This is a genomic window from Neorhizobium sp. T6_25 (genome assembly GCF_002968555.1).
Taxonomy (GTDB): Bacteria; Pseudomonadota; Alphaproteobacteria; order Rhizobiales; family Rhizobiaceae; genus Neorhizobium.
The window spans coordinates 148,885-171,850 of the sequence record NZ_PVBL01000012.1; the positions used below are offsets into that span (position 1 = coordinate 148,885).

Here is a 22,966-nt window from a genome sequence, read left to right on the forward strand (position 1 = left end):
GGGCCACGCTCTTCAAGTCTCTTGGGCGTCGGACCCTCTGCTGTTCCCGACGCGATTCCCCTTGATCAAATGCCAATGGCACAATAGAACATTTGAAAGTTTGATCAAATGCTCATTCGACAACAGGCCCAACATAGACACGGGGAAGTTGGTTGTCACCTGCATCCCCTCTTCATCGATAAATACGACACCTGGGAGAAATCCATGAACACGCATGTCACGGCAGGCGACAACCTCGCCAAGGCTTTTCCGGTCGATGAGCTGAGGCTGAAATTTCCGGCCCTCCAGAAATACAAGGACTTCATCTTCTTCGAAAATGCCGGCGGTGCCCAGGTGCCCCAGGCCGTCGTCGATGCGGTCGCGGCCCATCTCGTAGACTGCAACGTGCAGCGCATGGCGCCCTATCTCCACAGCCAGGGCGTCGATCGCACCATTGCCGAAGCCCGCGTCTCGGTCGGCCTGCTGGTCAATGCCTACCGTCCGGAGGAAATCTCCTTCGGCCTCAACGCCACCTCATTCATCCGCCTCGTCAGCCTCGGCATCGCCAAGATGCTGCAGGAGCGCAACGAGATCATCGTCACCGACATGGACCATGACGCCGACATCGCCACCTGGATGGCGCTGGAGGCCGACGGCGCCAGGATCGTCTGGTGGAAGATGCGCGAAGACGGCATGCTGCATACCGACGACCTGAAGCCGCTCCTGAACGACAAGACCCGCCTGGTCGCCTGCACCGTCACCGCCCATTCGATCGGCACGATCGTCGACGTGGCAACCGTCGGCAAGCTGGCGCATGCAGCGGGCGCCGAGGTCTTCCTCGACTGCGTGCATTACGGCCCGCACGCGCTGATCGACGTTCAGGCCTGGGATTGCGACTATCTCGTCTGCTCCGGCTACAAGAATTTTTCGCCGCATATGGGCTTCCTCTGGGGCCGTTATGACGCGCTGGTCAAGCTGCCTACCTTCAAGGAAGACTTCATTCCGGACGTGCCGCCCTACAAGATCGAGGTCGGCACTTTCACGTACGAGAACGTCGCCGGCATGAATGCTGCCGTGCTCTATCTCGAAGAGCTCGGCCGCAGGTTCCTTCCCGACGGCGAACATTCGCGCCGCGATGCGCTTGCCGCCGCCATGGGCGCCATCCGCGCCTACGAGCAGACGCTGTCGAAAAAGATGCTGTCGGTCTTGAAAAAGCACGGCGCCACGATCTACGGCGTCTCCGACGAAGCCCAGGTGGAAAAGCGCGTTCCGACGATCTGCTTCAACATTCCGGGCCTGACGCCGCAATTTCTCTCGACCGAGCTCGGCAAGAACAGCATCGGCAGCCGCGACGGCCACATGTTCGCGCCTCGGCTGATGAAGCGCCTCGGCCTGACCATGGAGACAGGCTGCATGCGCGTCTCGATGGTCCACTACAACAAGGTGGAAGAGATCGACCGTTTCGAAACGGTGCTCGGCGAGATCATCGCCAAGGCCAAGTGATGCAAAGCCCTCCGCGGGAGCCTATCCTGCGGAGGCACTCATCTCACTTGAGGTGGTGATAGCGGCGCCGGAAATAGACGAGCGCTTCTTCGTCCTCCGGGCCATGGGCAATCCCGACGACCCGGCAGAACAGCACGTGATGCGTGCCGCTCTCGACTACATTTTCCACTTCGCAATCGAAAGACACGACCGCATCGGTCAGCCGCGGCGATCCCGTCGCGGCGAGCACCCAATCGCCCACCGCAAACCGGTCATCCTGCGGCGTCGAACCGCCGAACAGCCTCGACATCGGCTCGTGGCCTGCGGCCAGCGTATTGACGCAGAGCACACGGTTTTTCTCGAACATGCCGGCGACCGAACTCGACCGGTTGAGGCAGACGAGCAGCGTCGGCGGCCGGTCCGTCACGCTGCAGACGGCCGACGCCGTGAAGCCCGCAAGACCGCCCGGGCCGTCTGTCGTGACGATGTTCACCGCCGCCGCCAGCTGCGCCATGCCCTCCCGGAAGGCGAGCCGCGTCGCGTCCACCTCGTCGCTTTGAATATTTATCGTCATTCGACCCTCAGCCCCGCTTTTCTCAACAAAGGCATGACGCGATCGCAGAAGAAAGGCAGCTCATAGGTGTAGTTTACGAAAGACATGGCAATGCCGGAATACCCCTGTTCGGCGATCGCGATCATGTCTTCGACGATCTTTTCCGGTGTGCCGATCAGCGGATAACCGCCAGCGCCGCCTGCAAACCGCTTTCGATAAAGATCGTAAGCACTTTTGTCGTGCGACTGGGTGAATTCCTTCTTGCCGGCCATATGCGCATCGACCGCCGCGTGATCGGCCATCGTCACCGCATACCGTTCGTAATAATCCTCGGCCTCCTGCTGGCTCTCGCGGCAGACGACGTGGCAGACCGTATAGGCGCCGACATCGCGCCCGAGCTTGTCCGCGCGGGCTTTGATGTCTTCCACGTGTTTGCCGGCCTCCGAGATCTCGGTGAAGGTGGTGAACAGGTATTCGCAGTTCTTGGCCGCGAAATCCCGGCCCGGGCCGCCGAAGGCAGCGTTCATGGTGACCGGCCGCGGTGATTGCAGGCTGGCTGGCCGGCTGACGACGTCTTTCAGCTTGTAATAGGTGCCGTCGTAGTCGAATGGCGCGTCCGACGTATAGGCCCGCTCCATGATCTCCAGCCATTCACCGGCCTGATCATAACCCTTCTCGACCAGCGGCACGCCGAACATGCCGAATTCCTTGGGGTTCCAGCCGCAGACGATATTGAGGCCCGCCCGGCCGTTGCTGATATGATCGACTGTCGCCAGTGCCTTCGCCGCATAAAGAGGATGTAGAAGCGGCACATGCACCGTCATGAACAGCCCGATTCGCTCTGTCACCGAGGCCAGCCCCGCCGCCCAGGTGAACGTCTCGAACGACCATTCGCGCACCCGGTTCTTGCCGCCGAAACCTTTCCAGCGAGCGATCGGCAGGAAGAAATCGAGCCCGCCGCGGTCGGCGATCTGGACGGCATTGAGATTGTCCTCCCATCGGGCCTGCCAGCGTTCCGGCACGTCGGTGATCGCAAGCCCACCGTCCGCATTCGGCGAAAAGACGCCGAGTTTCAATCTGCTTGGGCCTTTCAGCGGATGCGGCTTGATCATGCTGTTCCTCTCTTTTGTATTCTTCTGCGGGCCGGACGCGCCGTCTCCGCCTCCTGCAATTGGCGCCGCCGGACGGAGAGATAAGCCTCCTCCGCCGCGAACATGAAAAGCGTCATACGGTCCTGGACCATCAGCGGATCGTGCGCGAGGAAGGCGGCATGAATGCGGGAAAGGCCATCGATATAAAGGCCAGCCGTAGCCGGGTCGGCGAACGTGCCGAGCCGCACAGACTGGAAATAATCGATGAAGCGGGAAATCGTCGCCGCCATATGCGGATTGTTGACCGCCTTCAGCCATGCATTGCGGAAATCAACATTGGCCGCCAGCAGGGCTGGAATATCGCTTTCGCTCAGCGCCAGTTCCACCCGGTTCATCGCCCCCGTGATCTCCGCCTCGATCTCGGGCGTCATGTCGCGGGCGGCACAGGCGGCGGCCCGCGGCTCGAGCTGGCGGCGCACCTCGAAAAGCCCGGAAATGTCCTCCAGCGACAATTCCCGAACCGCAAAACCGCGCGTCGTGCCGACCAGATAACCTTCGGAAACCAGCCGAAGCAGCGCCTCGCGCGCCGGCATGCGGGAAATGCCGTGGGCATTGGCGATTTCGGTATCCACCAGGCGATCGGTCGGCGAAACGGCACTCCGCTGCAGCTTCAGCCGCAGATCGGCATAAATCGCATCCACCAGATTGTCGCTCGGCTTCAACATCGAAATCTCCTATCAAAACCGTATACTGATTTTACCGCGTATCAAGTAAATTTTCCGGAATTACGCACGGATGCTTAAATTTATGTCATTTTCAGTATACGGTTTTATTGCTTGCAGCTCCAGGAATTTTAGGCTTAAATTTTAATTTGGCGCAGGTTTGAAAGCCGTTTCAGCAGATTTCATAAGGCATCCCGATGAGCGACTTCCGCAGGAAATGTATTGGCCATGAGCGCGTCATCGGCACATTCGCGGCGATCCCGCATCCGGTCGCAATCGAGGTGACCGCTGCGGCCGGCCTCGACTTCATCTGCATCGACGCCGAGCATGCTCAGATCGGCCGCGAACTGATCGAAAACCTCGTCCGTGCCTCGGATGTCCATCGCGTGCCCGCCATGGTGCGTGTTCCGGGCCACGCCCCGGAATCGATAGCCGCCGTGCTCGATGCCGGAGCTGCCGGCGTGCTGGTGCCGCGGGTCTCGACCGCCGCCCAGGCCAAGGCCGCCGTTCTGGCGACCCGCTATCCGCCGATCGGCGAACGCGGCGTCGGCCCGGGACGTGCCGCGGGCTACGGCTACCGCATTCCCGACTATCTGAAATCGGCGAATGAAAGCCTCGTCCTCGCGATCCAGATCGAGACCGCCGAAGGGCTCGCCAATGCCGAGGACATCGTCGCCGTCGAGGGCGTCGACGTGGTCTTCATCGGCCCCGGTGACCTCTCCGTCTCGATCGGCGCGATAGGGCCGGATGGAGCCGAGAAGCTGGATGCGGCCATTCTGACGATCACCAAGGCCGCCCGCAAAGCGGGCAAGGCCGTCGGCATCTTCCGCCCCTCCGCCGACGACGTCGGAAAATGGTCGGAAGCCGGCATCAGCTTCTATCTGCTCTCCAGCGATACGAGGTTTCTCGGGGCCGGTATCGCGGCCGACGTCGCCGCCGCGCGCTCCGCATAAGCCGCATCGATTTTCCAGGAGTGACGACGTGAAAGCCATCCAGTACAGCGAACACGGCCCGGCCGATGTGATGCACTATGTCGACCTGCCCGATCCCGTCGCCGGACCGGGTCAGATCTTGCTGAAGCTCGAGGCCGCCAGCGTCACGCCCTTTGACTGGAAGCTCCGCGCCGGACATCTGCAAAGCCATTTCACCCTGCCGATGCCGAGCGTGCCCGGCCGCGATGGCGGCGGTACGGTGGTTTCCGTCGGCGACGGCGTCACGGAATTCGAGCTAGGAGACCGGGCCGCAGTCATGGCCGGCGTTTTCGCCCAGGGCGGGTATGCGGAAATGATCGCCGTCGATGAAAAGCATGCTGTGAAAATTCCGGACAACCTCTCGACCGTCGATGCGGTGGCGCTGACCAATGCCGGCTTGAGCACCTGGATCGCGGTACGGACTGCCGAAGTCAAATCCGGCGACAAGGTTCTCGTGCATTCCGGTTCCGGCGCTGTCGGCGGATTGCTGGTCCAGCTCTGCCACCATCTCGGCGCCCATGTCACCGCCACCTGCCGCTCGACCAACCGCGATTATGTCATCGGCCTCGGTGCCGACCGCGTCGTGGCCTATGACGAGGAGGACTTTTCCGAGCTCCTCACCGATCAGGACATCGTCTTCGAACTGATGGGCGGCGAAGTCCACGACAAGTCCTACAAGGTGCTGAAAAAGGGCGGCCACATGGTCTGGCTGGTCGCCGACCCGATTCGGGATCGCGGCGAGGAATTCGGCGTCAAGGTCACCCGGGCGATGATCACCGACGACAAGTCGGCGCTGCAATCGATGATGGATCTCGCCGGCGCCGGGCTGCTCAAGCCTCAGGTCGCTCGCACCATGCCGCTGTCGGAAGCGGCCGAAGCCCACCGTCTGATGGAAAAAGGCGCCATCTCGCGCGGGCGCCTGATGCTGACGATGTGACGTTTTTCAAGCGCCGCTCGGAAACAGCGGCGCCTGACGGCCGTTTGCGACGAAAGTCCGGAAATCCTCGATAGCATGCGCGTTGGCGAGCGAACAGAACGGCCCGCGGCTCACCTCGATGCCGCTGATCTTCTGCAGCCGCACATCCATCTCGGCGCTCTTCAGCGCCACCGCCGCCGTGTTGACGACCGGCGCATGCAGGACCTTGAAACCGTATTCGCCGCCGACCAGCAGTCCCGGCAACACGCCTGCCGGCACCACGACATCGGCGCCGTCGCGCACCAGCGGTTCGGCGCAGGCGGTGAAACTGGCGAGCATCCGCCGCCGCGCTTCGTCGTCTCCCGCAAAGGCCGCGCTGAAATCCGAGGGTTCGCAGTTCATGCCGGCGACGTGCTTCACACGGCCGCCGAGGCCGTAGAGATCGGCCTGCTCGTAATGCCAGGCCTGAAATACGTCATCGAGGGTGACCAGCGCCATGCGCCGGCCGAGCCGTGCCGCATAATGCATGCAAACCTCGCCGGCGCCGATCACCGGAATGGTCAGTGCCGACTTGAGCTCATAGAGGCCGGGATCCTGAAAGTGGCCGATGACGACCGCGTCATATCCGCGGCTCGCGGCCTCCAGCCCGTTGTCGATGGCGATCGCCGCGCAGCGGAACTCCGCCAGCCGCCCGAAATGCCGGTCCGGCGGGCTGATGCCGAAGACGTCGACTGTCGTGCCCGGTTCGGCAATGCTGTTAAGATAGTCCGAGAGCCGCGTCATATAGGCGGCGCTTGCAGTGGCATCGATGAAGCTCTGCCAGAAGATGCGCATGTTCCCCTCGTTTCGTTCATTTTCCGGGTGCGATTCGCACTCGTCAAAACCCCAATTTAAGGCTTTACTCCGGGCACAGAAACCGCTCGGAGAGCCGCATGACTGTGTCGACCACGCCTGAAAACCCGCTGAGCGATACGACCGTCGAGATGTCGGAAGCAGCGCTGACCGAGTTCGAATGGTCGCTTTGGCGAATTTCCGCTGCCTTCCTGCGGTGGCAGTCGGAAAGTTCAAGCGAGCTTGCCGGCGCGGGCCTGAGCGGCCTGGACACCGCCATCCTGCACACGATCCGTTATCGCAACAAGCCGAAAGGGCTTGGCGAGATTTCCCGCCTGCTCGGCCGCGACGACACCGCCAACATTCAATATGCGATCAAGAAGCTCCAGACCCTGCAGCTCATCGAAAGGGTCAAGGGCCGGTCGCGCAAGGACACGCTCTACACGCCGACCCGCAAGGGCACCAAACTTACCCAGGATTATCGGGCTCTGCGCCGGCAGCTTCTCGTGTCGCTGATCCAGAAGATGGATCACGCGGAACAGGGGCTCGGCGAGGCGACCGAAATGCTGGAATTGCTGACGAGCTTCTACGACACCGCTGCCCGGCGGGTGGCGAGCGGATCTCATCTGGTGGAGCGTTCCTGAACGAGCGCCAGAACGCGCAAGGGACTGCCCGAACCGTTCTGGATCTTGAGTGGCGCCGCAACGACCATCGCGCCGGTCGGCGGCAGCTGGTCGAGATTGGTGAGGCATTGCAGCCCGTAGCGGCCGGCGCCGTGAAGGTAGTGGTGCGCCGGATAGGGCGGCGAGAAATGCCCGGCCTGGCCGGCATCCGTGCCGATCGTCTCGGTGCCGAACCCGATGATGCCACGCTCCGCCACCAACCAGCGCATCACCTCCGCATCCGGTCCGGGCGTATGGGCGCCATCCGCCTGCAGATTGGCATAGGCAGCACCTGACTTCTTCGACCAGTCGGTGCGCAAGAAGACCCAGGATCGCGCCGGAATGCGGCCATGTTTCTCTTCCCATGCCGTCACGTCAGCGACGGTCAGCAGGAAATCCGCATCCTCGGCCGCCTGCTGCGAGCAGTCGATCACGCAGGCCGGCGCGATCATATCGGCCGGCGGCAGCGTATCGACGGAATTGAGCGGCAAATCGCGGCCCGTATACCAATGGATCGGCGCATCGAAGTGCGTGCCGGTATGTTCGCCGAAGGAGAGATTGTTCCAATACCAGGCCGGCCCGCCGTCGTCGTAGCGCGAAATCCGCTCCATCCGGAACGGCGCGGATTGCCCAAGCTCAGGCGGCATGACGATGACCGGAAAATCCGGAGACAGGGTATGGGTAAGGTCGACGACGCGCACCGCACCGCTCGCCAATGCCCCCGCGAATTTTCCCAGAATATCGCCGCTCATTGGCCGGCCTCCCGCTCAACGGCTTTCGGATTGTCGAACAGCCGCGCCTCGATATCCTTGGCGACGTCACCGACGTAAATGTCTTCCAATCCACGCTTCAATCCATCGAGAACAGCGTCGGCCAGAGCCTTTGGCGCCACCTTCGGCGGCGGCACCGTCTGGAACCATTCGGTATCGAGCGGCCCGACGAATGCGTTGATGACCCGGATACCGCCCGGCCTGAGCTCGGTGCGCAGCCATTGCGACAGCGATAGGCACGCCGCGTGCGCGGCGGAATGGACGCCGAACTGCGGCACGTTGCTGAGTCCGTGGACCGAGAGCACATTGACCCAGGCAACGGCTCCAGCCGCACCGTCGGCGCCGCGCGAGCGCATCACCGGCCCGAAAGCCTGGGCAAGGCGCATCAGTCCCATCACGGTATGATCCATCGCCTCGCGCGCTATATTGGCCGCACCCACATCGAAGAGATGCGCCGGCCGGACGTGATCGGCGGTGTTGATCAGGATCTCCACCTTGGCGCCAATATCCATTGACAGCTCCTGCACGGAACGCTCGCTCGTCAGATCCAGATCGACGAATTCGACGCCCTCGATCGCCTCCAGCGACGCCTGCTGGTCGAAAGGTTTCCAGCGATCTGTCACGCCCACAAAAATCTTGGACGCTCCCGCTTTCCCAAGAGCCTGCGCCAGCGGCAATGCGAGCGGGCTGCGCCCATCGGTGATCAAGACCCGACGGTGCTTTGGATCGGCGCTCATCTCGCGCCATTGAGGATCGTCTTCCATGTGCGGCGTCTCCGAAAGGGGCTTGGCAAAGAACGCGGCCTGTCCGGCCTGGTCCAGCTGCAAGGAAAGCTTGAGCCGACTACCGGGTCCGCCGCAATCGCCATGCAGATGCACGACGACAATCGGCCCGCAATCGAGCTGAACCAGTCCGGTGCGCCAGGGCATGTGCTCGCGAAAATAGTGATCGCTGGTGACCTCGATCCGCGTTTCCGACAGCAGCGATCCGCCGGCCGGCGCGTCCTTGAATGTCAGGTCGGACGAAAGGCAGTTCGGGCAGGCTTCACGCGCCGGATAGGTGTAGCGCCCGCATTCGCCGCAGCATTGCAGCATGAACCGCCCGACCGATGCGGCGAGCGTCAGCCCATGCGCCTTGCGGCTGCGGGTCGAGGGAGGCAGCAGCGGCTGAGTGGTGCGAGCGAGCGGGTTCTTTCGCTTCGGCTTGAGGAAGGGTCCGGTCATCATGCCCTCGCCAGAATGGCGGCTGCAGAGGCGAGCCCGCGGTCGTAGTTGATCATGCCGAAACCTGAAACCAGCCCGAGCTTCGCATCCTCGACCTGCCTGCCTTCCGCTGTCCCCAAAAGCTGGCGCATCGCTTCGGTAATCCCAAGATGCCCGCCCGCGGCCCCCGCCTGGCCGACCGAAAGCTGGCCGCCGGACGTATTGTGCGGAAACGACCCGTCGATCGTGAATGTATTCTGCCGCACGAAATCCGGCCCCTCACCTTTGGCGCAGAAACCCAGGTCCTCGAACTGCATCATCGAGATCACCGCGTAATCGTCATAGGTCTGGACAAAATCCATGTCGTCCGGCTTCGAACCGGCCATGCCGTAAAGCTCGTCGCGATCGACCACCCAGCCGCCGCGCACCTGCACAGGATCCTCGGCAAATGCGTTGTGCCGCTCGATGGCCGACAGCAGCCGGACGAACGGCAGGCCGAGCGAGACCGCCGTCTCCTCGCGCATCACCAGAAAGGCTTCCGCACCGGCGCAGGGCATGACGCAGTCGAACAGATGGAACGGCTCGGCGATCGGCCGGGCCGACATATATTGCTCGAGCGTCAGCGGCTTTTTCATCAGCGCATCCGGGTTTTTGAGCGCGTTGTCGCGCTGGGCGACGCAAAGCTTGCCGAATTCTTCCCGAGTTGCACCGTAGCGATCCATGTAGTGGCGTGCGATCAGCGCGAAACTCGCATTGGGGCCACCCGCGCCATAGGGATAGGCAGCATCCTGCGCAAAGCGGGAGAAGTTGGCGAGCGTCTTGCGGAACGTATCGACCTGATTGGTATCGGCCGCCACGCAGGCGACGATATCCGCGTCGCCCGCCTGCACCGCCCGCGCCGCCCGGCGCAGCGAGACGATGCCCGCAGCGCCACCCATCGGCACGTGGTCGATGTGGCGCGGCGACAGCCCGAAATGCTGGGTGAGCGCGATCGCCGCATCCGGCCCCATGGTGAAGCTTGCGACCGAAAAACCATCGAAATCCCGGTGGCTGATGCCGGCGCCTTCCGCCAATGCCCTGAGCGCCTTGCCCATCCACCAATGCGCGGTCTCAATGGAATAGCGCTGGTAGGGCACCGTCACCGGTACCGCCAGAACCACGCCGTCGTAGGATTGCCGCGCGCGGGACAAGACCATCAGGCCACCGTCAGTTTGACGTCGACATTGCCGCGCGTCGCATTGGAATAGGGGCAGCGTTCGTGCGCACCGGCGACGATCTCTTCCGCGACTGCGCGCTGGATGCCGGGCAAGGACGCCACCAGCTCGACCGCCAGCGCGTAACCGACCGGTACCGGGCCGATGCCGACCTTGGCGGTGATCGAGACGTCGTCCGGCAGCGCGATCTTGCTGGTTCGGGCCACGAGTTTCACCGCACCGAGAAAGCATGCCGCGTAACCGGCGGCGAAAAGCTGCTCCGGATTGGTCCCCTCGCCCCCCGGGCCGCCGAGTCCTTTCGGCACCGACAGATTGACCGCGAAACTGCCGTCGGTGCTCCGCGCCCTTCCTTCCCGGCCGCCATGCGCGGTAACCGAGGTCTCATAGAGAATCTTTTCCGGGGTCATGCATGCCTCCATAGCAGGATTTAAGCTGTGATTTATTATATAACACCAAAGATGAAACCCGTGGGGAAATTCATCCCGCCTTGCGGATCGATGCCTTCAGCTTCCTGAGGTCGATCGCCGAACCGTCCTCGACCGCCTTTGCCGCCATCGTCTTGATCTCGCCGCGCTGCAGCTTCTGGGTCGAGCTCACCGGCAGCCTGTCGATGAAGACCACGTAGCCGGGAAGTTTGTGATAGGCGATATGAGCGCCGGCAGCCTCGATGATCCGCTTCGCCTTTTCGGCCGGCTCGCCCGCTCCGGCGGTCTCGCTTTCAACGATGAAGGCAAAAACCTCCTCGCCGCGCAGGTCGTCCGGCACCGGCGTCACCGCGGATGCCTTGACCGCCGGATCCTTGGCAAGGGCCGCTTCCACTTCCAGCACGGCGATATTCTCGCCGCTGCGCCGCACGATGCTCTTCTTGCGGTCGAAGAAATAGAGAAGTCCCTTCTCGTCGGCATAGACGACGTCGCCGGTATGGAACCAGCCGCCCTCCCAGGCCTCTTCGGTCGCCTTTTCGTCCTTCAGGTAGCCGCTGAAGAAACCGTCGCGCGGGTTCGTGCCTTGGGCGCGCACCAGCAATTCGCCGGGCTTGCCGAGCTGCGCATCATTGCCCGCATCGTCGACGATCCGAAAATCCATACCGGCACGCGGCCGCCCGATGCAGCGCAGGCCCGGAGTATAATCGTCCGCCGCGGTGGTGGTTACCGCCCGGCCGCCGGTTTCGGTCATCGCCCACGCCTCGACGATCGGGATGCTGTAGCGCTTCTCGAACTCGATCTTGTGACGGGCATCGACGCCTGGTCCCAAAGCAAACTTCACCTTGTGTGCCCGCTCCGCTTCGACGGCCGGGAGCTGCAGCAGGATCGCCGGGATGACGCCGAGGCAATGGATGATCGTCGCGCCTGAATCGGCGATCGACGCCCACCAGCTGCTCGAATGGAACCGATCGAGGGGCACGATCGCGCCGCCCTTCATGATCATGCCGACCGCCGTGCAGCCGAGCGCGTTCATGTGGAACATCGGCAGCGGCGTCAGCGCCACTTCGGTTCCCTCGCCCATTTCGGCGATACCGCCCTGCGTCGTGTACCATTCGGCGATGCCGATAAAATAGATGTTCGAAAGGATGCAACCCTTCGGCTTGCCGGTGCTGCCGGAGGTGAACAGCAGCGCGCATTCGGTATTCGGGCCGCCGGGTCGTGCCTCCCGTGTTTCCGGCGAAGCCGGAATGTCGCCGCCGGCAGCGATCACTGTCACCTTGCCGGGCGAGATATCCCGCAGATCATCCAGCCGCTCGCGGATGACGACCATCAGCGGAGCCTCGGCCATGTCGAGCTGGAAGAGCAGCTCTTCGCGGCGCAGGTCGGGATTGATCGGCACGATCGAGGCGCCGATCGCGTTCAGCGCCAGCCAGTAGTCGAAGAATTCCGGACGATTTTCGAGGAGAAGGGCGACGCGAACCCCGATCCCATATCCTGCCGCCGCAAACTTCTGCTTCAGAAGGCCGACACGGGCGAAAACGTCCCCGTAGCTGTAGCGAAAGCCCTCGGGCGCATAAGGAAGCTTGGCACTGGCCGGCGCGATCAGCATCGGCGCATCCGGGTTTTTTAGCGCCTGGTTCTCGAGTAGGAGATAGGGAGAATGCATGGCTCTGTCCTTATGCCCGTTCCAGGATACCCTTGATCAGGAACATCTCGGCCTCGTGGATCGTGCCGAACTGGATCCATTCCGCATCCGTCTGCGTCTCCAGCCGCCAGGTCAGCAGCGTCACCACGCACCTGTCCGGCCCCATGCGCAGCAGTTCGCCGGGGATGACGCGAGACATATTGCGGAACTGCATGGCGTCCTTGGCCGCGCCGACTTCGTAATCCACCTGGAAGCGGCCGCGGTCGACATGGAGCCGCACGAATGTCTGTTTCCCCGTGAAGGTCGAGGTGCCGACGAAGAGGCCGGGTTCGACCTGGGCGCGGTTGAGGCTGCCCCACGCCCACTGGCCCTGTTTCAGCCCGTCCGACATCAGTTCGAACGCGACCGCCGCCGGGCGCTCCACCATGATGCTGCTGGAATGACAATGCGGATCGATCATGAGCGTCCCTCTTTCAGTCGCATCGAGGCGTCATTTTTTCTAAAAGACATTTTAAGCATAAAATAATTGGAAAGAACGTCAATGGATTTTTGTGTCCTCGGTCTTCGGCGGCCGCTTTGGCGATCGCCACTCGTCACGTTCTCAACCTGCAGGCGGAGGAAAACCCGGCATTTCCGGTCTTCTACACGCAGAAGTCGACGGGATTCTCAATTTCCGACGATCCGAAATTTTAGGCTTGAAGTAATTTATACCTCGTTCTACGATCCCCTCAATTGTTAAGGGGACAACCGCGAAAAGCGGGTCAGAAGAAAAACCGAAGCCCCTGGCAGGATTGCAGGCTTGCGTTTCACCAACCGCCGCAGGTCCGTCGGTCGCGATCGACGGGCAAACCAGAGGGATCGTCATGACTTTTGAAATCGACCGCAGAAATCTCCTTCAGATGCTCGGCCTTGCCGCGGTCAGCGGCTCCGTGCTCTCGCAGGCCAGCTTCGCCTTCGCACAGGGCACCGACAGCGTCACCATTGGCTGGCCGTCCGACGTGCCGTCCTGGGACCCGAACCTGCGCTTCGTCCCGGATGCGCAGCCGCTCTTCAAGATGGTCTTCGACCAGCCGCTCGATCAGTCGCCTGACCTGAAGCTCATCGGCAACCTCATCACCAAGTGGGAGCTGAAACCGGACGGCCTTTCTATGCCGTTCGAGATCCGCAGCGACGTGAAGTTCCACAACGGCGATCCGATGACGATGGAGGACTTCAAATATACCTTCGTCGACCGTATCAAGTCGGGCCTGAAGCTCGACATCGCCAATTCCTGGCGCACGCTCACCGACATCGAAATCCTGTCGCCGACATCCGGCGTCATGAAGTTCTCCGCCCCGACCCCGACCGCGCCGCAGTGGCTGGCTTTTCTGGGCAGCTATCTGGTGCCGAAGAAGTATATCGAATCCGTCGGTCCGGAAGAATTCGCCAAGAAGCCGGTCGGCACCGGCCCTTACAAGCTCGTCGATTACCAGATGAATTCCCGTATCGTGCTGGAGCGCAACGACGCCTATTTCGGCACCAAGCCGAAGATCAAGCGCGTCACCATCGACATCATCAAGGATCCGTCGGCACGGACCGCGGCCATCCAGTCCGGCCAGGTGGACCTGACAGTCAACATTCCGGTCCGAGAAGCCGAGCGCCTCGGCAAGACCGAAGGCCTGACCGCCGAAATCAACCCTTTCACGCGCCTGATCCTTTTGCAGATGCGCAATGACAAGGGATTTACGGACATGGCCGTCCGTCTTGCAGCCCATCACGCGATCGACAAGGCAGCGCTCTCCAAGGCCTTTTACGGCGGTGCGGCCGTGCCGCTCTCCGTACCGGCCACGCCCGGCACGCCGGGCTACCTGCCGGACTACAAGTTCGCCTACGACCCGGAGCTGTCGAAGAAGCTTCTGGCCGATGCCGGTTACACCGCCGACAAGCCGGCGACCTTCACGCTTGCCGCCACCAACGGCCAGTTCCCGAGCGATTTCGATATCGCCCGTGCGCTGGTGCAGATGTGGCAGAAGGTCGGCCTGAAGGTCGAACTGCAGCAGATCGAATATTCCAAATATTTCGAACTGAACCGCGGCGGCCAGTTGCCGGAAGCGACCCTCTACAGCTTCGACAACGCCACCGGCGACCCGGAGATCTTCTCCGGTTATCTGATGAACCCGAAAATGCCGTTCGGCGCCTGGAAGGGTCCGGAAATCGGCGACAAGATCCTGAAGCTCTTTGTCGAACCGGTCTACGAGAAGCGCATTGCCGGCTATAAGGCCGTCGCGCAGGAAGCTGTCGAGACCGGCGCCAACATCCCGATCCTGCAGAGCGTCCAGACGCTGGTGCGCAAGAAGAGCCTGAACTACGTCAAGTACGGCAATGCCTGGGTCCTGGGCAGTACCATGTCCTGGTCCTGATACCGGCTGAACCCGCCACCCTCGGGTCCGGGTACGCCCGGACCCATTCCTTCACGTCGTCATACGGGGCATGCGCATGTTTGCGACCATTGCCAAGCTCTTGGTAAAGCGTGTCCTCACCGCGATACCGATCCTGCTGCTTGTTTCCGCGCTTCTCTTCTGCATCCTGCGCATCCTGCCGGTCGATCCGGCCGCCATGTCCCTGCCGCCCAATGCGACGGTGCAGGAAGTCGAGGCCATGCGCACGGAGATGGGGCTCAACCTGCCGCTCTATCAGCAATATGGCATCTGGCTGAACAAGCTCTTCCACGGCGATATCGGCCGCTCCATCCATTTCCGCCAGGACGTGACGAGCCTGATCGGTTCGACATTGCCCGCCACTATCGAGCTTGCCGTTATCGCCATGATGGTCGCAACCGTCTTCGGCCTCGCCGGCGGCCTCTTCCTGTTCTACGTGCGCGGCACCCGCGCCGAAGCGGTGATGGATTTCGTTTCCATCCTGCTGCTCTCGCTTCCGGAATTTCTCTGGAGCCTGTTCCTGCTGCTGATATTCGGCGTCTTTTTCGAGGTCCTGCCCTTCACAGGCCGTCTCAGCCCCGGTTTCGAGCGCCCGCTCGTCACCGGTTTCCTGCTGCTCGACAGCCTGATCACCGGCAATATCCCGACCTTCCTCAATGCGCTCCAGCACATGATCCTGCCGTGCCTCGCACTCGGCATCGCGCTGTCTCCGTCGCTCATGCGCGTGCTGCGCTCGAGCCTGCTCGATGCTTACCAGGACGACTACATCCAGCAGGCCCGGCTTCGCGGGCTTTCCGAAAAACGGATCCTGATCCGCCACGGCCTGAAGAACGCCATCCTGCCGACGCTGAGCCTTATGGGCGTGCAGTTCGGTTTCCTGTTCGGCGGCACCCTGCTGGTCGAAATCATCTATTCCTATCCGGGCATGGGCAACCTGATGGTCGATGCGATCCGCAACGCCGACCTGCCGATCATCCAGGGTGCAGGGCTCACCTATTGCGTCGCCGTTCTGGTGATCAGCATCGTGGTCGACAGCCTCTACCTGATCCTCAACCCGAAACTGAGGGTGCGTTGACATGCTGCGATATGCGAAGGGGCGACCGCTTCCGCTCTGGCTGAAATCCGGCCGCGTCCAGACGGGCCTCGTCATCATCTTCATTCTGGCCGTCTGCGCCATCTTTGCGCCCTATCTGGCGCCCAACGATCCGAACGAACAGAACCTGCTGTCGATCCTGACCCCCCCGGTCTGGGCCGATGGCGGCGATGCGATGTTTCCGCTTGGCACCGACAGCCTCGGCCGCTGCGTCTTGTCCCGCCTGATTTTTGGCGCCCGCGTGGCGCTCACCGTGGCGTTTACAGCCTCGATCGGCGCGATGATCATCGGCGCCTTCTTCGCCCATGTCGCCGGTTATTTCGGCGGCTGGGTCGATTGGGTGATCGGCCGCATCGTCGAAATCTGGCTCTCCTTTCCGCCGGTCATTCTGTCGCTGATCCTGATGGTCGGCCTCGGCACCGGGCTGCGCAACGTCGTGCTCGCCATCATCCTGGTCGACTGGACCCGCTTCTGTCGGGTGCTGCGAAGCGAAGTCATCGTCCTGCGCCGGCGAGACTACGTCTCCGCCGCGCAGCTCATCGGCTTCTCGCACTGGCGCACCATCACCCGCGAAATCCTGCCTGGCACCCTGCCGCTGCTGATCACACTGATGAGCCTCGAAATGGGCGTCGCCATCATCGTCGAGGCGATCCTCTCCTTCGTCGGCATGAGCGTTGGCTCGGAAACGCCGGCCTGGGGGCAGATGATCGCCGATGCGCGCCAGAACATCTACGAGGCGCCGTTCAACCTGATCGCGCCGATCTTCGCGATCTTCTTCGCGGTCTTCGGCTTCAATATCCTGGGCGACGGCCTGCGCCGCACCCTCGACACGCGCCTGACCCAGACGGAGCGCACCTGACATGGCCATTCCCTCGCCCAAAAATCCCATTCTTTCCGCGCGAAATCTCTGCGTCGAATCGGTAGGAGCCAAGGAAAGTTTCCCGGTCCTGACCGACCTCAACTTCTCGCTGGAGCCTGGCAAGATCCTGGGCCTGGTCGGCGAATCCGGTGCCGGCAAGTCGATGATCGGCCGCACCATCTCGCAATATCTGCCAAAGGGGTTTGCGGTCACCAAGGGCACGCTCGCCTTCGATGGCGAGGACCTGGTGAGCATGTTGCCGGAACGCCGCCGCAGCCTGCTCGGCCGCGATATCGCCTTCATCCCGCAAGAGCCGCTTTCCGGCCTCAACCCGGTGCTGACGGTCGGTCAGCAGATCAAGGAACATCTTCTGCGGATCGGCCTTGCCCCCGGTGAAAACTGGCGCGAGCGGGCGCTGAAGGAGTTCGAATCCGTACATCTGCCGCATGGCGCGGCGCTGCTCGAAAAATATCCGCACCAGCTTTCCGGCGGCATGTGCCAGCGCATCCTGATCGCCATGGCCTTTGCCAGCCACCCGCGTCTCTTGATCGCCGACGAACCGACCACGGCGCTCGACGTGACGATCCAGGCCCGCATCGTCAAGCTGATCGCCGAAATGCAGAAGCGCGACGGCACGGCGGTGATCTTCATCACCCACGACCTGCGCCTCGCCTCGCAGATCAGCGACGAGATCATGGTACTTTATGCCGGCCGGCCCGCCGAGCGCGGCCCGGCAAAGCAGCTTTTCTCGTCCCCGGCGCATCCCTATACGCGTTGCCTGCAGCTCGCCAATCCGACCATCACCGGCCCGCGCCGCGGCCTCTTCATCCTGCCCGAGCGCATGCCGGGCCTGCGGGTGCTGAAGGAGTTGAAGGGCTGCCGTTTCGCCTCGCGCTGTCCGAACGCGATCGAGGCATGCACCCAGGCGGAACCGCCACTGGCCGATATCGGCCCGAACCATATCGCCGCCTGCATCCGCACCGAAAAGACGCCGGACATCGTGCCGCCGCCGCTGGCGCCCGGCCGCGAGATCGCCTCGGCCAAGATCCATCTCAACGGCGAGAAGCTCACCAAGGCCTACACCACCGCCTGGAGTCCGTTCGCCAAGCGCAGCAGCTTCAAGGCCGTCAACAGCGTCGATTTTGCGCTCGGCGAGGGTGAGTTCGTCGGCATCGTCGGCGAAAGCGGCAGCGGCAAGAGCTCGCTCGCACGCCTCGTCGTCGGCCTCGACACGCCGACAGACGGCAGGATCACGCTGGCCGGCCGCGACATTACCGCCAACGGCAATGCCGACCGGGCCTATCGCCGCGAATACATCCAGATGGTCTTCCAGGACCCGCAATCGGCGCTCAACCCGCGCCGGCGGATCGGCAGCATCGTCACCCAGGCGAACGAGGCGAGCGGATTGCACAACAGCACCCGCGAGCGCATGGACCGCGCCGCCGAACTGCTGAAAGAAATCGGCCTGCCGCCGGATGCGGCGATGCGCTTCCCCTCGCAGCTTTCTGGCGGTCAGAAACAGCGCGTCAACATTGCCCGCGCGCTCTGCACTCTGCCGAAAATCCTCGTCGCCGACGAGATCGTTTCCGGCCTCGACGTCTCGGTTCAGGCCCAGCTTCTCGACCTTCTGCTGAAGCTTCGCGACGAGCATGGCTTCTCCATGCTGTTCATCAGCCACGACCTTTCCGTCGTGCGTTATCTCTGCGATCGGGTGATGGTCATGTATCGCGGTGAAGTGGTGGAAAGCGGCCGAACGGAAACGGTATTTGCCGACCCGAAACACGCCTATACCCGCAGCCTGCTCGCCGCCGTGCCCCCGGACGACGTCAATGCCGAATGGTCGCCGGTGCTGGCGGAAGCCGGCTATCAGGTCGAATGACTTCGCCTTCAGCCGGCGAGCCTTTTTACGGGACGACGATCTGAGTCTCCATCGGGAAGTGGGAATTGCCGCCTTCGAAGGGCGGGAAGGTCTTGAAGTCCTCGCGCATGGCGATGCGCGCCGGCGACTGCAGCGCCGCCTGCAATGCGGCCGGGCTGTCGAACATCACCCGGTTGCGCTGCATGTGGTTGACCCGCTCCCAGGGAAGGAACCCGCACCAGTCGACCCGCGACAGGACCTCGATCTTGCGGATGCCCGGGAAGGTGCGCATCACCTGCGGGTGATGGCTGACGTAATGGTGCATCCAGACGTTCAGGTCCTCGGCCGGACCGGTATAGTGCACCACGTAGGAGCAGGGATTGCCGTTCTTTTCTATATCGAGCTTGGCGTCGTCGACCGGAAAATGCCGCGCATACATGGCCTGTTGCGTGCCCCTGGCGCCGCGAATGCTCGACAGCACGCCGGATGCCGCAAGCTGATGCAGGTGGCCGGCCGGCGCCATCGCATCCTCGAGCTCGGTCAACTCGTTGAAGTAGAGCTGCATGCCGAAGATCGGCGACTGCTCGTCTTTGTTGTACATGTCCTTGGTAACTTCAGGCGTGTAGAGATTGGCGGTGGTCAGCCCCGGCGTCAGCTTGATGATTTCAGCGACGGTCTCGACGTCTGCCTTGCTCACGGCGAGCTGACTTCCATCGACATTCTCGAAAAAGGCGAAATAGGCAAAACGCATGGCTCGGCTTCCTGCTTCTATGGGACCGCAACGATTGCGGGCGGCCTCTGTTCCCCGTTGGTGGTCCACTATCGAACCGCTGGCGGCGAAAAACAAGTTTAGACCTAAACTATTTTTCAAGCAGGTTTACCTGACCAAAACGAACCACCCCGACATGATTTAAGCTTCAATCTTTCCGCTTGAATCTTGCTGGATTTTCGATCACGATCCGCTTCCACGCGCGTTGAAGAGGATAGGGACGCCGCCGGATAGCTCTTGGGAGAGGGCTTGCGTCACGTAGCTCCACCTGCCGGCCATCAAGAACAATTTCGCATCCGATCCGGCAGAAAAAACGCCCGCCGGTCACCAAAACAGAGGGAACGCAATCATGACCATGAGCCTTTTCCGCCGCGCCGTTTTAGGCCTCGCGGGTGCTGCCGCCCTGTCCGTCGCAAGCGCCGGTCTGGCCTCCGCCGCAGCGCTTGCCGTTGGCTCCTATCCGAGCAATCCGCCCTTCGAATACAAGACGGCGACGGGTACTTTCGAGGGTTTCGAGGTCGACATCGTCAACGAAGTCGCCAAGCGCCTCGGCATGACGGTTGAGATTTCAGACCTCGGCTTCCAGGCTCTGTTCGCCGCCACCTCCTCCAAGCGCATCGATGTGGCGATCTCCTCGATCACCATCACCAAGGAGCGTCTCGGCAGCCAGTCCTTCACGCAGGCCTATTATGACGCCGACATGGGCATCGCCACCCGCAAGGAAGCGACCGTGTCCAAGGTCGAAGACCTGAAGGGCAAGGTCGTCGGCGTCCTGGCCGGCTCCACGGGCGACAAGTGGGCCAAGGACAACAAGGAAAAATACGGTATCACCGACATCAAGAGCTACAATGCCCAGCAGGATCTGCTGATGGATCTCTCCTCCGGCCGTGCCGACGTGGCCGTCAGCGACGTCCCGGGCATGGAATATGCCTTCCTCAAGATGAAGGATCTTGCCGTGAAGGTGCGCATCAAGACCGGCGAACAGTACGGCCTGATGATGACCAAGGACCATCCGTTGCTCGCCAAGGCGAACGACGCGATCACCGCCATGAAGAAGGACGGCACGCTGGCCGCGATCCACAAGAAGTGGTTCGGCTCAGATCCGGCCGCCGGTTCCGCCTCCGCCGTCGAACAGCCGCTGCCGAAGCCCTGAGCCGGCTACCGATATTGCACCCAATCATGCCGGCCGGCGACGGCCGGCTTTTTCATGAGCTTAGAGGCACCAGGAAATGACCCTCCTCGATACATTCTTCAACCTCGGGGTTCTCGGCGACGCGTTTCCGGCGCTGCTGCGCGGACTGATCAACACCTTCCTGCTCGGCGTGGCGGGCATCGGCATCGGCATTCCGATCGGCCTGGTGATCGCGCTCCTGCGCCTCTACGGACCGAAGCCGGTGCGGTATCTGGCGGTTTTCTACATCGACATCTTCCGCGCGGCGCCGATGCTGGTGGTGCTGATCCTGATCTACTACGCGCTGCCGTTCGTCGGCATCCGCCTGTCCTCCTGGACATCCGCGGGCCTTGCCTTCTCGATCGTCATGGCCGCCTATTCGGCCGAAATCTTCCGCTCCGGCATCGAGGGCATTCCTCGCGGCCAGTTCGAGGCGGCGGCGGCCCTCGGCCTGCCTTTCTTCGTCACGCTGCGCAAGGTCGTGCTGCCGCAGGCGATCCGCATCGTCATTCCGCCGATGACCAACAACTGCGTCTCGATGTTCAAGGATACCTCGCTCGCCTCAACCGTTGCGCTACCGGAGCTCCTCAAGGAAGCCACGGACGCGCAGGCGCTTCATGCCAACCCGACGCCGCTGATCGGGGCTGCGCTGATCTACATCGCCTTCCTCTGGCCGATGGTGCGGCTGGTCAATCTGCTCGAACAGAGGTTCAACAAGGAAAAGAAGCGCTGACGCCGGCGGCATAGCCTATTCGAAGGCGGCGCCGGAAAGGTGGTTGTTGGCGGAGGTCTTGACCGTGCCGATCTCCGCCCAGAGCGCAGCAACCGCATCCGGGCCGATATCCGCCATCATGTCCTGCAGCCAGCCTTCGTGCGCCGCGGCCATCGCCGCAAACAGTGTCGCACCCGCCTCGGTGAGTTTTGCGACCGTCACGCGGCGATCGCCCTGCGGCGTCACCCGCTGGACGTAGCCGTCCGCTTCGAGCCTCTCGACGAGCCCTGTGACATTGCCGTTGGTGACCATGGTGCGCTTGGAAAGTTCGCCGAGACGAAGCCCGTCCTTCTCGCGATAAAGCTGCGCCATCAGGTCGAACTGCGGCAGGGTCGCGCCGAATTCGGCACGCAGCCGGCGGCGGATTTCCTGGCTGATCAGCTTGGTGGTAGACAGCATCCGCAGCCACAGGCGTAGCTCGGGCTTCGACCGCCCATGGGCGCCATGGACGATGATCTCCAGATCGACGTCGATCGCATCCGCTTCTGCCATTCCGAATGTTGCCTCTGTCACTGACCACCGTCTAGAAGCAGATATTTGAAATGTCAAAGGTTCGCAGGCTGCCATTGCCCCGCTGACGGATGCCGCTCGCAAGCCCTTTATCGCCGCCGCTCGATCACCGCCGGGTCAAAAGGCGCCCTCACTCGGTCCTATTATTCATCCATATGCATATACTTTCTCACGAGAGGAGCATGGATGGGCAATTTGCCGGCAGGCGAATTGCCGCTCGAACTTGCCCTCTATGAAGTCAGAAACAAGCTGCTTCCTATGGAAACTTGCGGTTTTGTTCGAGAATGCGCCACGGAAATTTGCTCGACGCAGCCCCACCCGATTGCTTGCATCCTCATATTTTCTGCAATAGGCTCCTTCATCGGTTAGCGGCATCCGGAGAGGAAACCGGCTGCTGCCCGGCTTAACGAAACCGGTCATTCAAGGGGACCCCGGCACCATGTCTTCCAGCACGCTCACCAGTCTCGCTTCCGCTCTTCTCTCCGGCTCGGTCAAGGTCGTGGACCTGACGGCGCCGCTCGGGCCGGACACCCCCGTTCTTTACCTGCCGCCGCAGTTCGGCAAGAACACGCCTAAGGTCGCCGTCCATACGATCTCCGAATACAACGAGGACGGTCCGTTCTGGGCCTGGAACTGGCTGGAGCTCGGCGAGCACACCGGCACCCATTTCGATGCGCCCTGTCATTGGATCACCGGTAAGGACAAACCGAACAACACGACCGACACCATCCCGCCGCAGAATTTCGTGGCGCCGGTCAATGTCATCGACCGTTCCAGGGAAGCCGCCGAAAACCCGGATTATCTGCTCACCGTCGAGAGCATCAAGGAATGGGAAGCCGAGCACGGCGCGATCGAAGCCGGCAGCTGGGTGCTGATGCGCTCCGACTGGTACAAGCGCAACGGCTCGACCGACACCTTCCTGAATGCCGACGAGAACGGCCCGCACTCTCCCGGCCCGACCGCCGAAGCGATCCAATACCTGATTTCGAAGGACATTATCGGCTGGGGCCAGGAAACCATCGGCACCGACGCCGGTTCGGCCGGCGGCATGAAC

At 62.3% G+C, this 22,966-nt stretch carries 23 protein-coding genes; 11 read left to right on the forward strand and 12 right to left on the reverse strand.

Features of this window, described 5'->3' with window-relative positions; genetic code table 11:
* Positions 1-204: 204 nt before the first annotated feature.
* Positions 205-1,482 carry a cysteine desulfurase-like protein gene (locus C5L10_RS17810; protein ID WP_105430754.1) on the forward strand — a complete coding sequence of 426 codons (1,278 nt, stop codon included), beginning with the start codon at positions 205-207 and terminating at the stop codon, positions 1,480-1,482.
* Between the two features lie 43 nt (positions 1,483-1,525).
* Here C5L10_RS17810 and C5L10_RS17815 read toward each other — a convergent pair whose 3' ends face one another.
* From C5L10_RS17815 to C5L10_RS17825, 3 genes are read right to left on the reverse strand one after another with little or no spacing between them, the layout of a single operon-like run.
* On the reverse strand, positions 1,526-2,035 hold the full coding sequence (locus tag C5L10_RS17815; RefSeq protein WP_105403783.1) for a flavin reductase: 510 nt from the start codon (positions 2,033-2,035) through the stop codon (positions 1,526-1,528).
* Positions 2,032-3,126: an LLM class flavin-dependent oxidoreductase gene (locus C5L10_RS17820; protein WP_105430755.1), complete on the reverse strand. Its 1,095-nt coding sequence runs from the start codon at positions 3,124-3,126 to the stop codon at positions 2,032-2,034. The genes C5L10_RS17815 and C5L10_RS17820 overlap by 4 nt, the downstream gene beginning before the upstream one ends.
* Positions 3,123-3,830, reverse strand: a complete 708-nt coding sequence (locus C5L10_RS17825) for a GntR family transcriptional regulator (RefSeq protein WP_105430756.1) — start codon at positions 3,828-3,830, stop codon at positions 3,123-3,125. The genes C5L10_RS17820 and C5L10_RS17825 overlap by 4 nt, the downstream gene beginning before the upstream one ends.
* Before the next feature lie 194 nt (positions 3,831-4,024).
* Between C5L10_RS17825 and C5L10_RS17830 the strand changes: the two genes are divergently transcribed.
* Positions 4,025-4,780 carry an HpcH/HpaI aldolase/citrate lyase family protein gene (locus C5L10_RS17830; protein ID WP_105430757.1) on the forward strand — a complete coding sequence of 252 codons (756 nt, stop codon included), beginning with the start codon at positions 4,025-4,027 and terminating at the stop codon, positions 4,778-4,780.
* A gap of 28 nt (positions 4,781-4,808) precedes the next feature.
* Entirely contained in the window at positions 4,809-5,735 is a 927-nt protein-coding gene (locus tag C5L10_RS17835; RefSeq protein WP_105430758.1) for an NADP-dependent oxidoreductase, read from the forward strand.
* Between the two features lie 6 nt (positions 5,736-5,741).
* Here the strand turns inward: C5L10_RS17835 and C5L10_RS17840 are convergent, their stop codons facing one another.
* Positions 5,742-6,548: an aspartate/glutamate racemase family protein gene (locus C5L10_RS17840; RefSeq protein ID WP_105430759.1), complete on the reverse strand. Its 807-nt coding sequence runs from the start codon at positions 6,546-6,548 to the stop codon at positions 5,742-5,744.
* A gap of 98 nt (positions 6,549-6,646) precedes the next feature.
* Between C5L10_RS17840 and C5L10_RS17845 the strand changes: the two genes are divergently transcribed.
* Entirely contained in the window at positions 6,647-7,189 is a 543-nt protein-coding gene (locus C5L10_RS17845) for a winged helix DNA-binding protein (RefSeq protein WP_051903914.1), read from the forward strand.
* On the opposite strand, the gene C5L10_RS17850 is transcribed toward C5L10_RS17845, so the two are convergent.
* The 6 genes from C5L10_RS17850 to C5L10_RS17875 form a co-directional block, all read right to left on the reverse strand.
* On the reverse strand, positions 7,168-7,959 hold the full coding sequence (locus C5L10_RS17850) for a cyclase family protein (protein WP_105430760.1): 792 nt from the start codon (positions 7,957-7,959) through the stop codon (positions 7,168-7,170). The genes C5L10_RS17845 and C5L10_RS17850 overlap by 22 nt on opposite strands.
* Entirely contained in the window at positions 7,956-9,203 is a 1,248-nt protein-coding gene (locus C5L10_RS17855) for an SDR family NAD(P)-dependent oxidoreductase (protein WP_245448031.1), read from the reverse strand. Before C5L10_RS17855 ends, C5L10_RS17850 begins: the two co-directional genes overlap by 4 nt.
* Entirely contained in the window at positions 9,200-10,375 is a 1,176-nt protein-coding gene (locus C5L10_RS17860; protein WP_105430762.1) for a thiolase family protein, read from the reverse strand. Before C5L10_RS17860 ends, C5L10_RS17855 begins: the two co-directional genes overlap by 4 nt.
* On the reverse strand, positions 10,375-10,800 hold the full coding sequence (locus C5L10_RS17865) for an organic hydroperoxide resistance protein (RefSeq protein ID WP_105430763.1): 426 nt from the start codon (positions 10,798-10,800) through the stop codon (positions 10,375-10,377). Before C5L10_RS17865 ends, C5L10_RS17860 begins: the two co-directional genes overlap by 1 nt.
* Positions 10,801-10,870: 70 nt before the next feature.
* A complete protein-coding gene (locus C5L10_RS17870) occupies positions 10,871-12,484 on the reverse strand; it encodes an AMP-binding protein (RefSeq protein WP_105430764.1) in 1,614 nt (537 codons plus the stop codon).
* A 10-nt stretch (positions 12,485-12,494) separates the two neighbouring features.
* On the reverse strand, positions 12,495-12,923 hold the full coding sequence (locus tag C5L10_RS17875) for a hypothetical protein (RefSeq protein ID WP_105430765.1): 429 nt from the start codon (positions 12,921-12,923) through the stop codon (positions 12,495-12,497).
* A 403-nt stretch (positions 12,924-13,326) separates the two neighbouring features.
* Between C5L10_RS17875 and C5L10_RS17880 the strand changes: the two genes are divergently transcribed.
* The 4 genes from C5L10_RS17880 to C5L10_RS17895 all read left to right on the forward strand — a co-directional run bounded on the left by C5L10_RS17880 (position 13,327) and on the right by C5L10_RS17895 (position 18,711).
* Complete coding sequence (locus C5L10_RS17880; RefSeq protein ID WP_105425742.1) at positions 13,327-14,862, forward strand: ABC transporter substrate-binding protein; 1,536 nt, start codon at positions 13,327-13,329, stop codon at positions 14,860-14,862.
* A gap of 76 nt (positions 14,863-14,938) precedes the next feature.
* On the forward strand, positions 14,939-15,955 hold the full coding sequence (locus tag C5L10_RS17885; protein ID WP_046605374.1) for an ABC transporter permease: 1,017 nt from the start codon (positions 14,939-14,941) through the stop codon (positions 15,953-15,955).
* A 1-nt stretch (position 15,956) separates the two neighbouring features.
* Entirely contained in the window at positions 15,957-16,832 is an 876-nt protein-coding gene (locus C5L10_RS17890) for an ABC transporter permease (protein WP_105430766.1), read from the forward strand.
* 1 nt (position 16,833) lies between these two features.
* Entirely contained in the window at positions 16,834-18,711 is a 1,878-nt protein-coding gene (locus C5L10_RS17895) for an ABC transporter ATP-binding protein (protein ID WP_105430767.1), read from the forward strand.
* Positions 18,712-18,736: 25 nt separating this feature from the next.
* On the opposite strand, the gene C5L10_RS17900 is transcribed toward C5L10_RS17895, so the two are convergent.
* On the reverse strand, positions 18,737-19,441 hold the full coding sequence (locus C5L10_RS17900) for a hypothetical protein (protein WP_105430768.1): 705 nt from the start codon (positions 19,439-19,441) through the stop codon (positions 18,737-18,739).
* 373 nt (positions 19,442-19,814) lie between these two features.
* Between C5L10_RS17900 and C5L10_RS17905 the strand changes: the two genes are divergently transcribed.
* The gene (locus tag C5L10_RS17905; protein WP_105423175.1) at positions 19,815-20,612 is read left to right on the forward strand and encodes an ABC transporter substrate-binding protein; all 798 of its coding nucleotides are present in this window, start codon (positions 19,815-19,817) and stop codon (positions 20,610-20,612) included.
* 76 nt (positions 20,613-20,688) lie between these two features.
* Entirely contained in the window at positions 20,689-21,363 is a 675-nt protein-coding gene (locus C5L10_RS17910) for an amino acid ABC transporter permease (protein ID WP_105430769.1), read from the forward strand.
* Positions 21,364-21,378: 15 nt separating this feature from the next.
* Here C5L10_RS17910 and C5L10_RS17915 read toward each other — a convergent pair whose 3' ends face one another.
* Positions 21,379-21,894 carry a MarR family winged helix-turn-helix transcriptional regulator gene (locus C5L10_RS17915; RefSeq protein ID WP_105430770.1) on the reverse strand — a complete coding sequence of 172 codons (516 nt, stop codon included), beginning with the start codon at positions 21,892-21,894 and terminating at the stop codon, positions 21,379-21,381.
* Positions 21,895-22,351: 457 nt separating this feature from the next.
* Here C5L10_RS17915 and C5L10_RS17920 point away from each other — a divergent pair.
* Positions 22,352-22,966, forward strand: a 615-nt coding sequence (locus tag C5L10_RS17920; RefSeq protein WP_105430771.1) for a cyclase family protein, incomplete at its 3' end; no start/stop codon positions are given.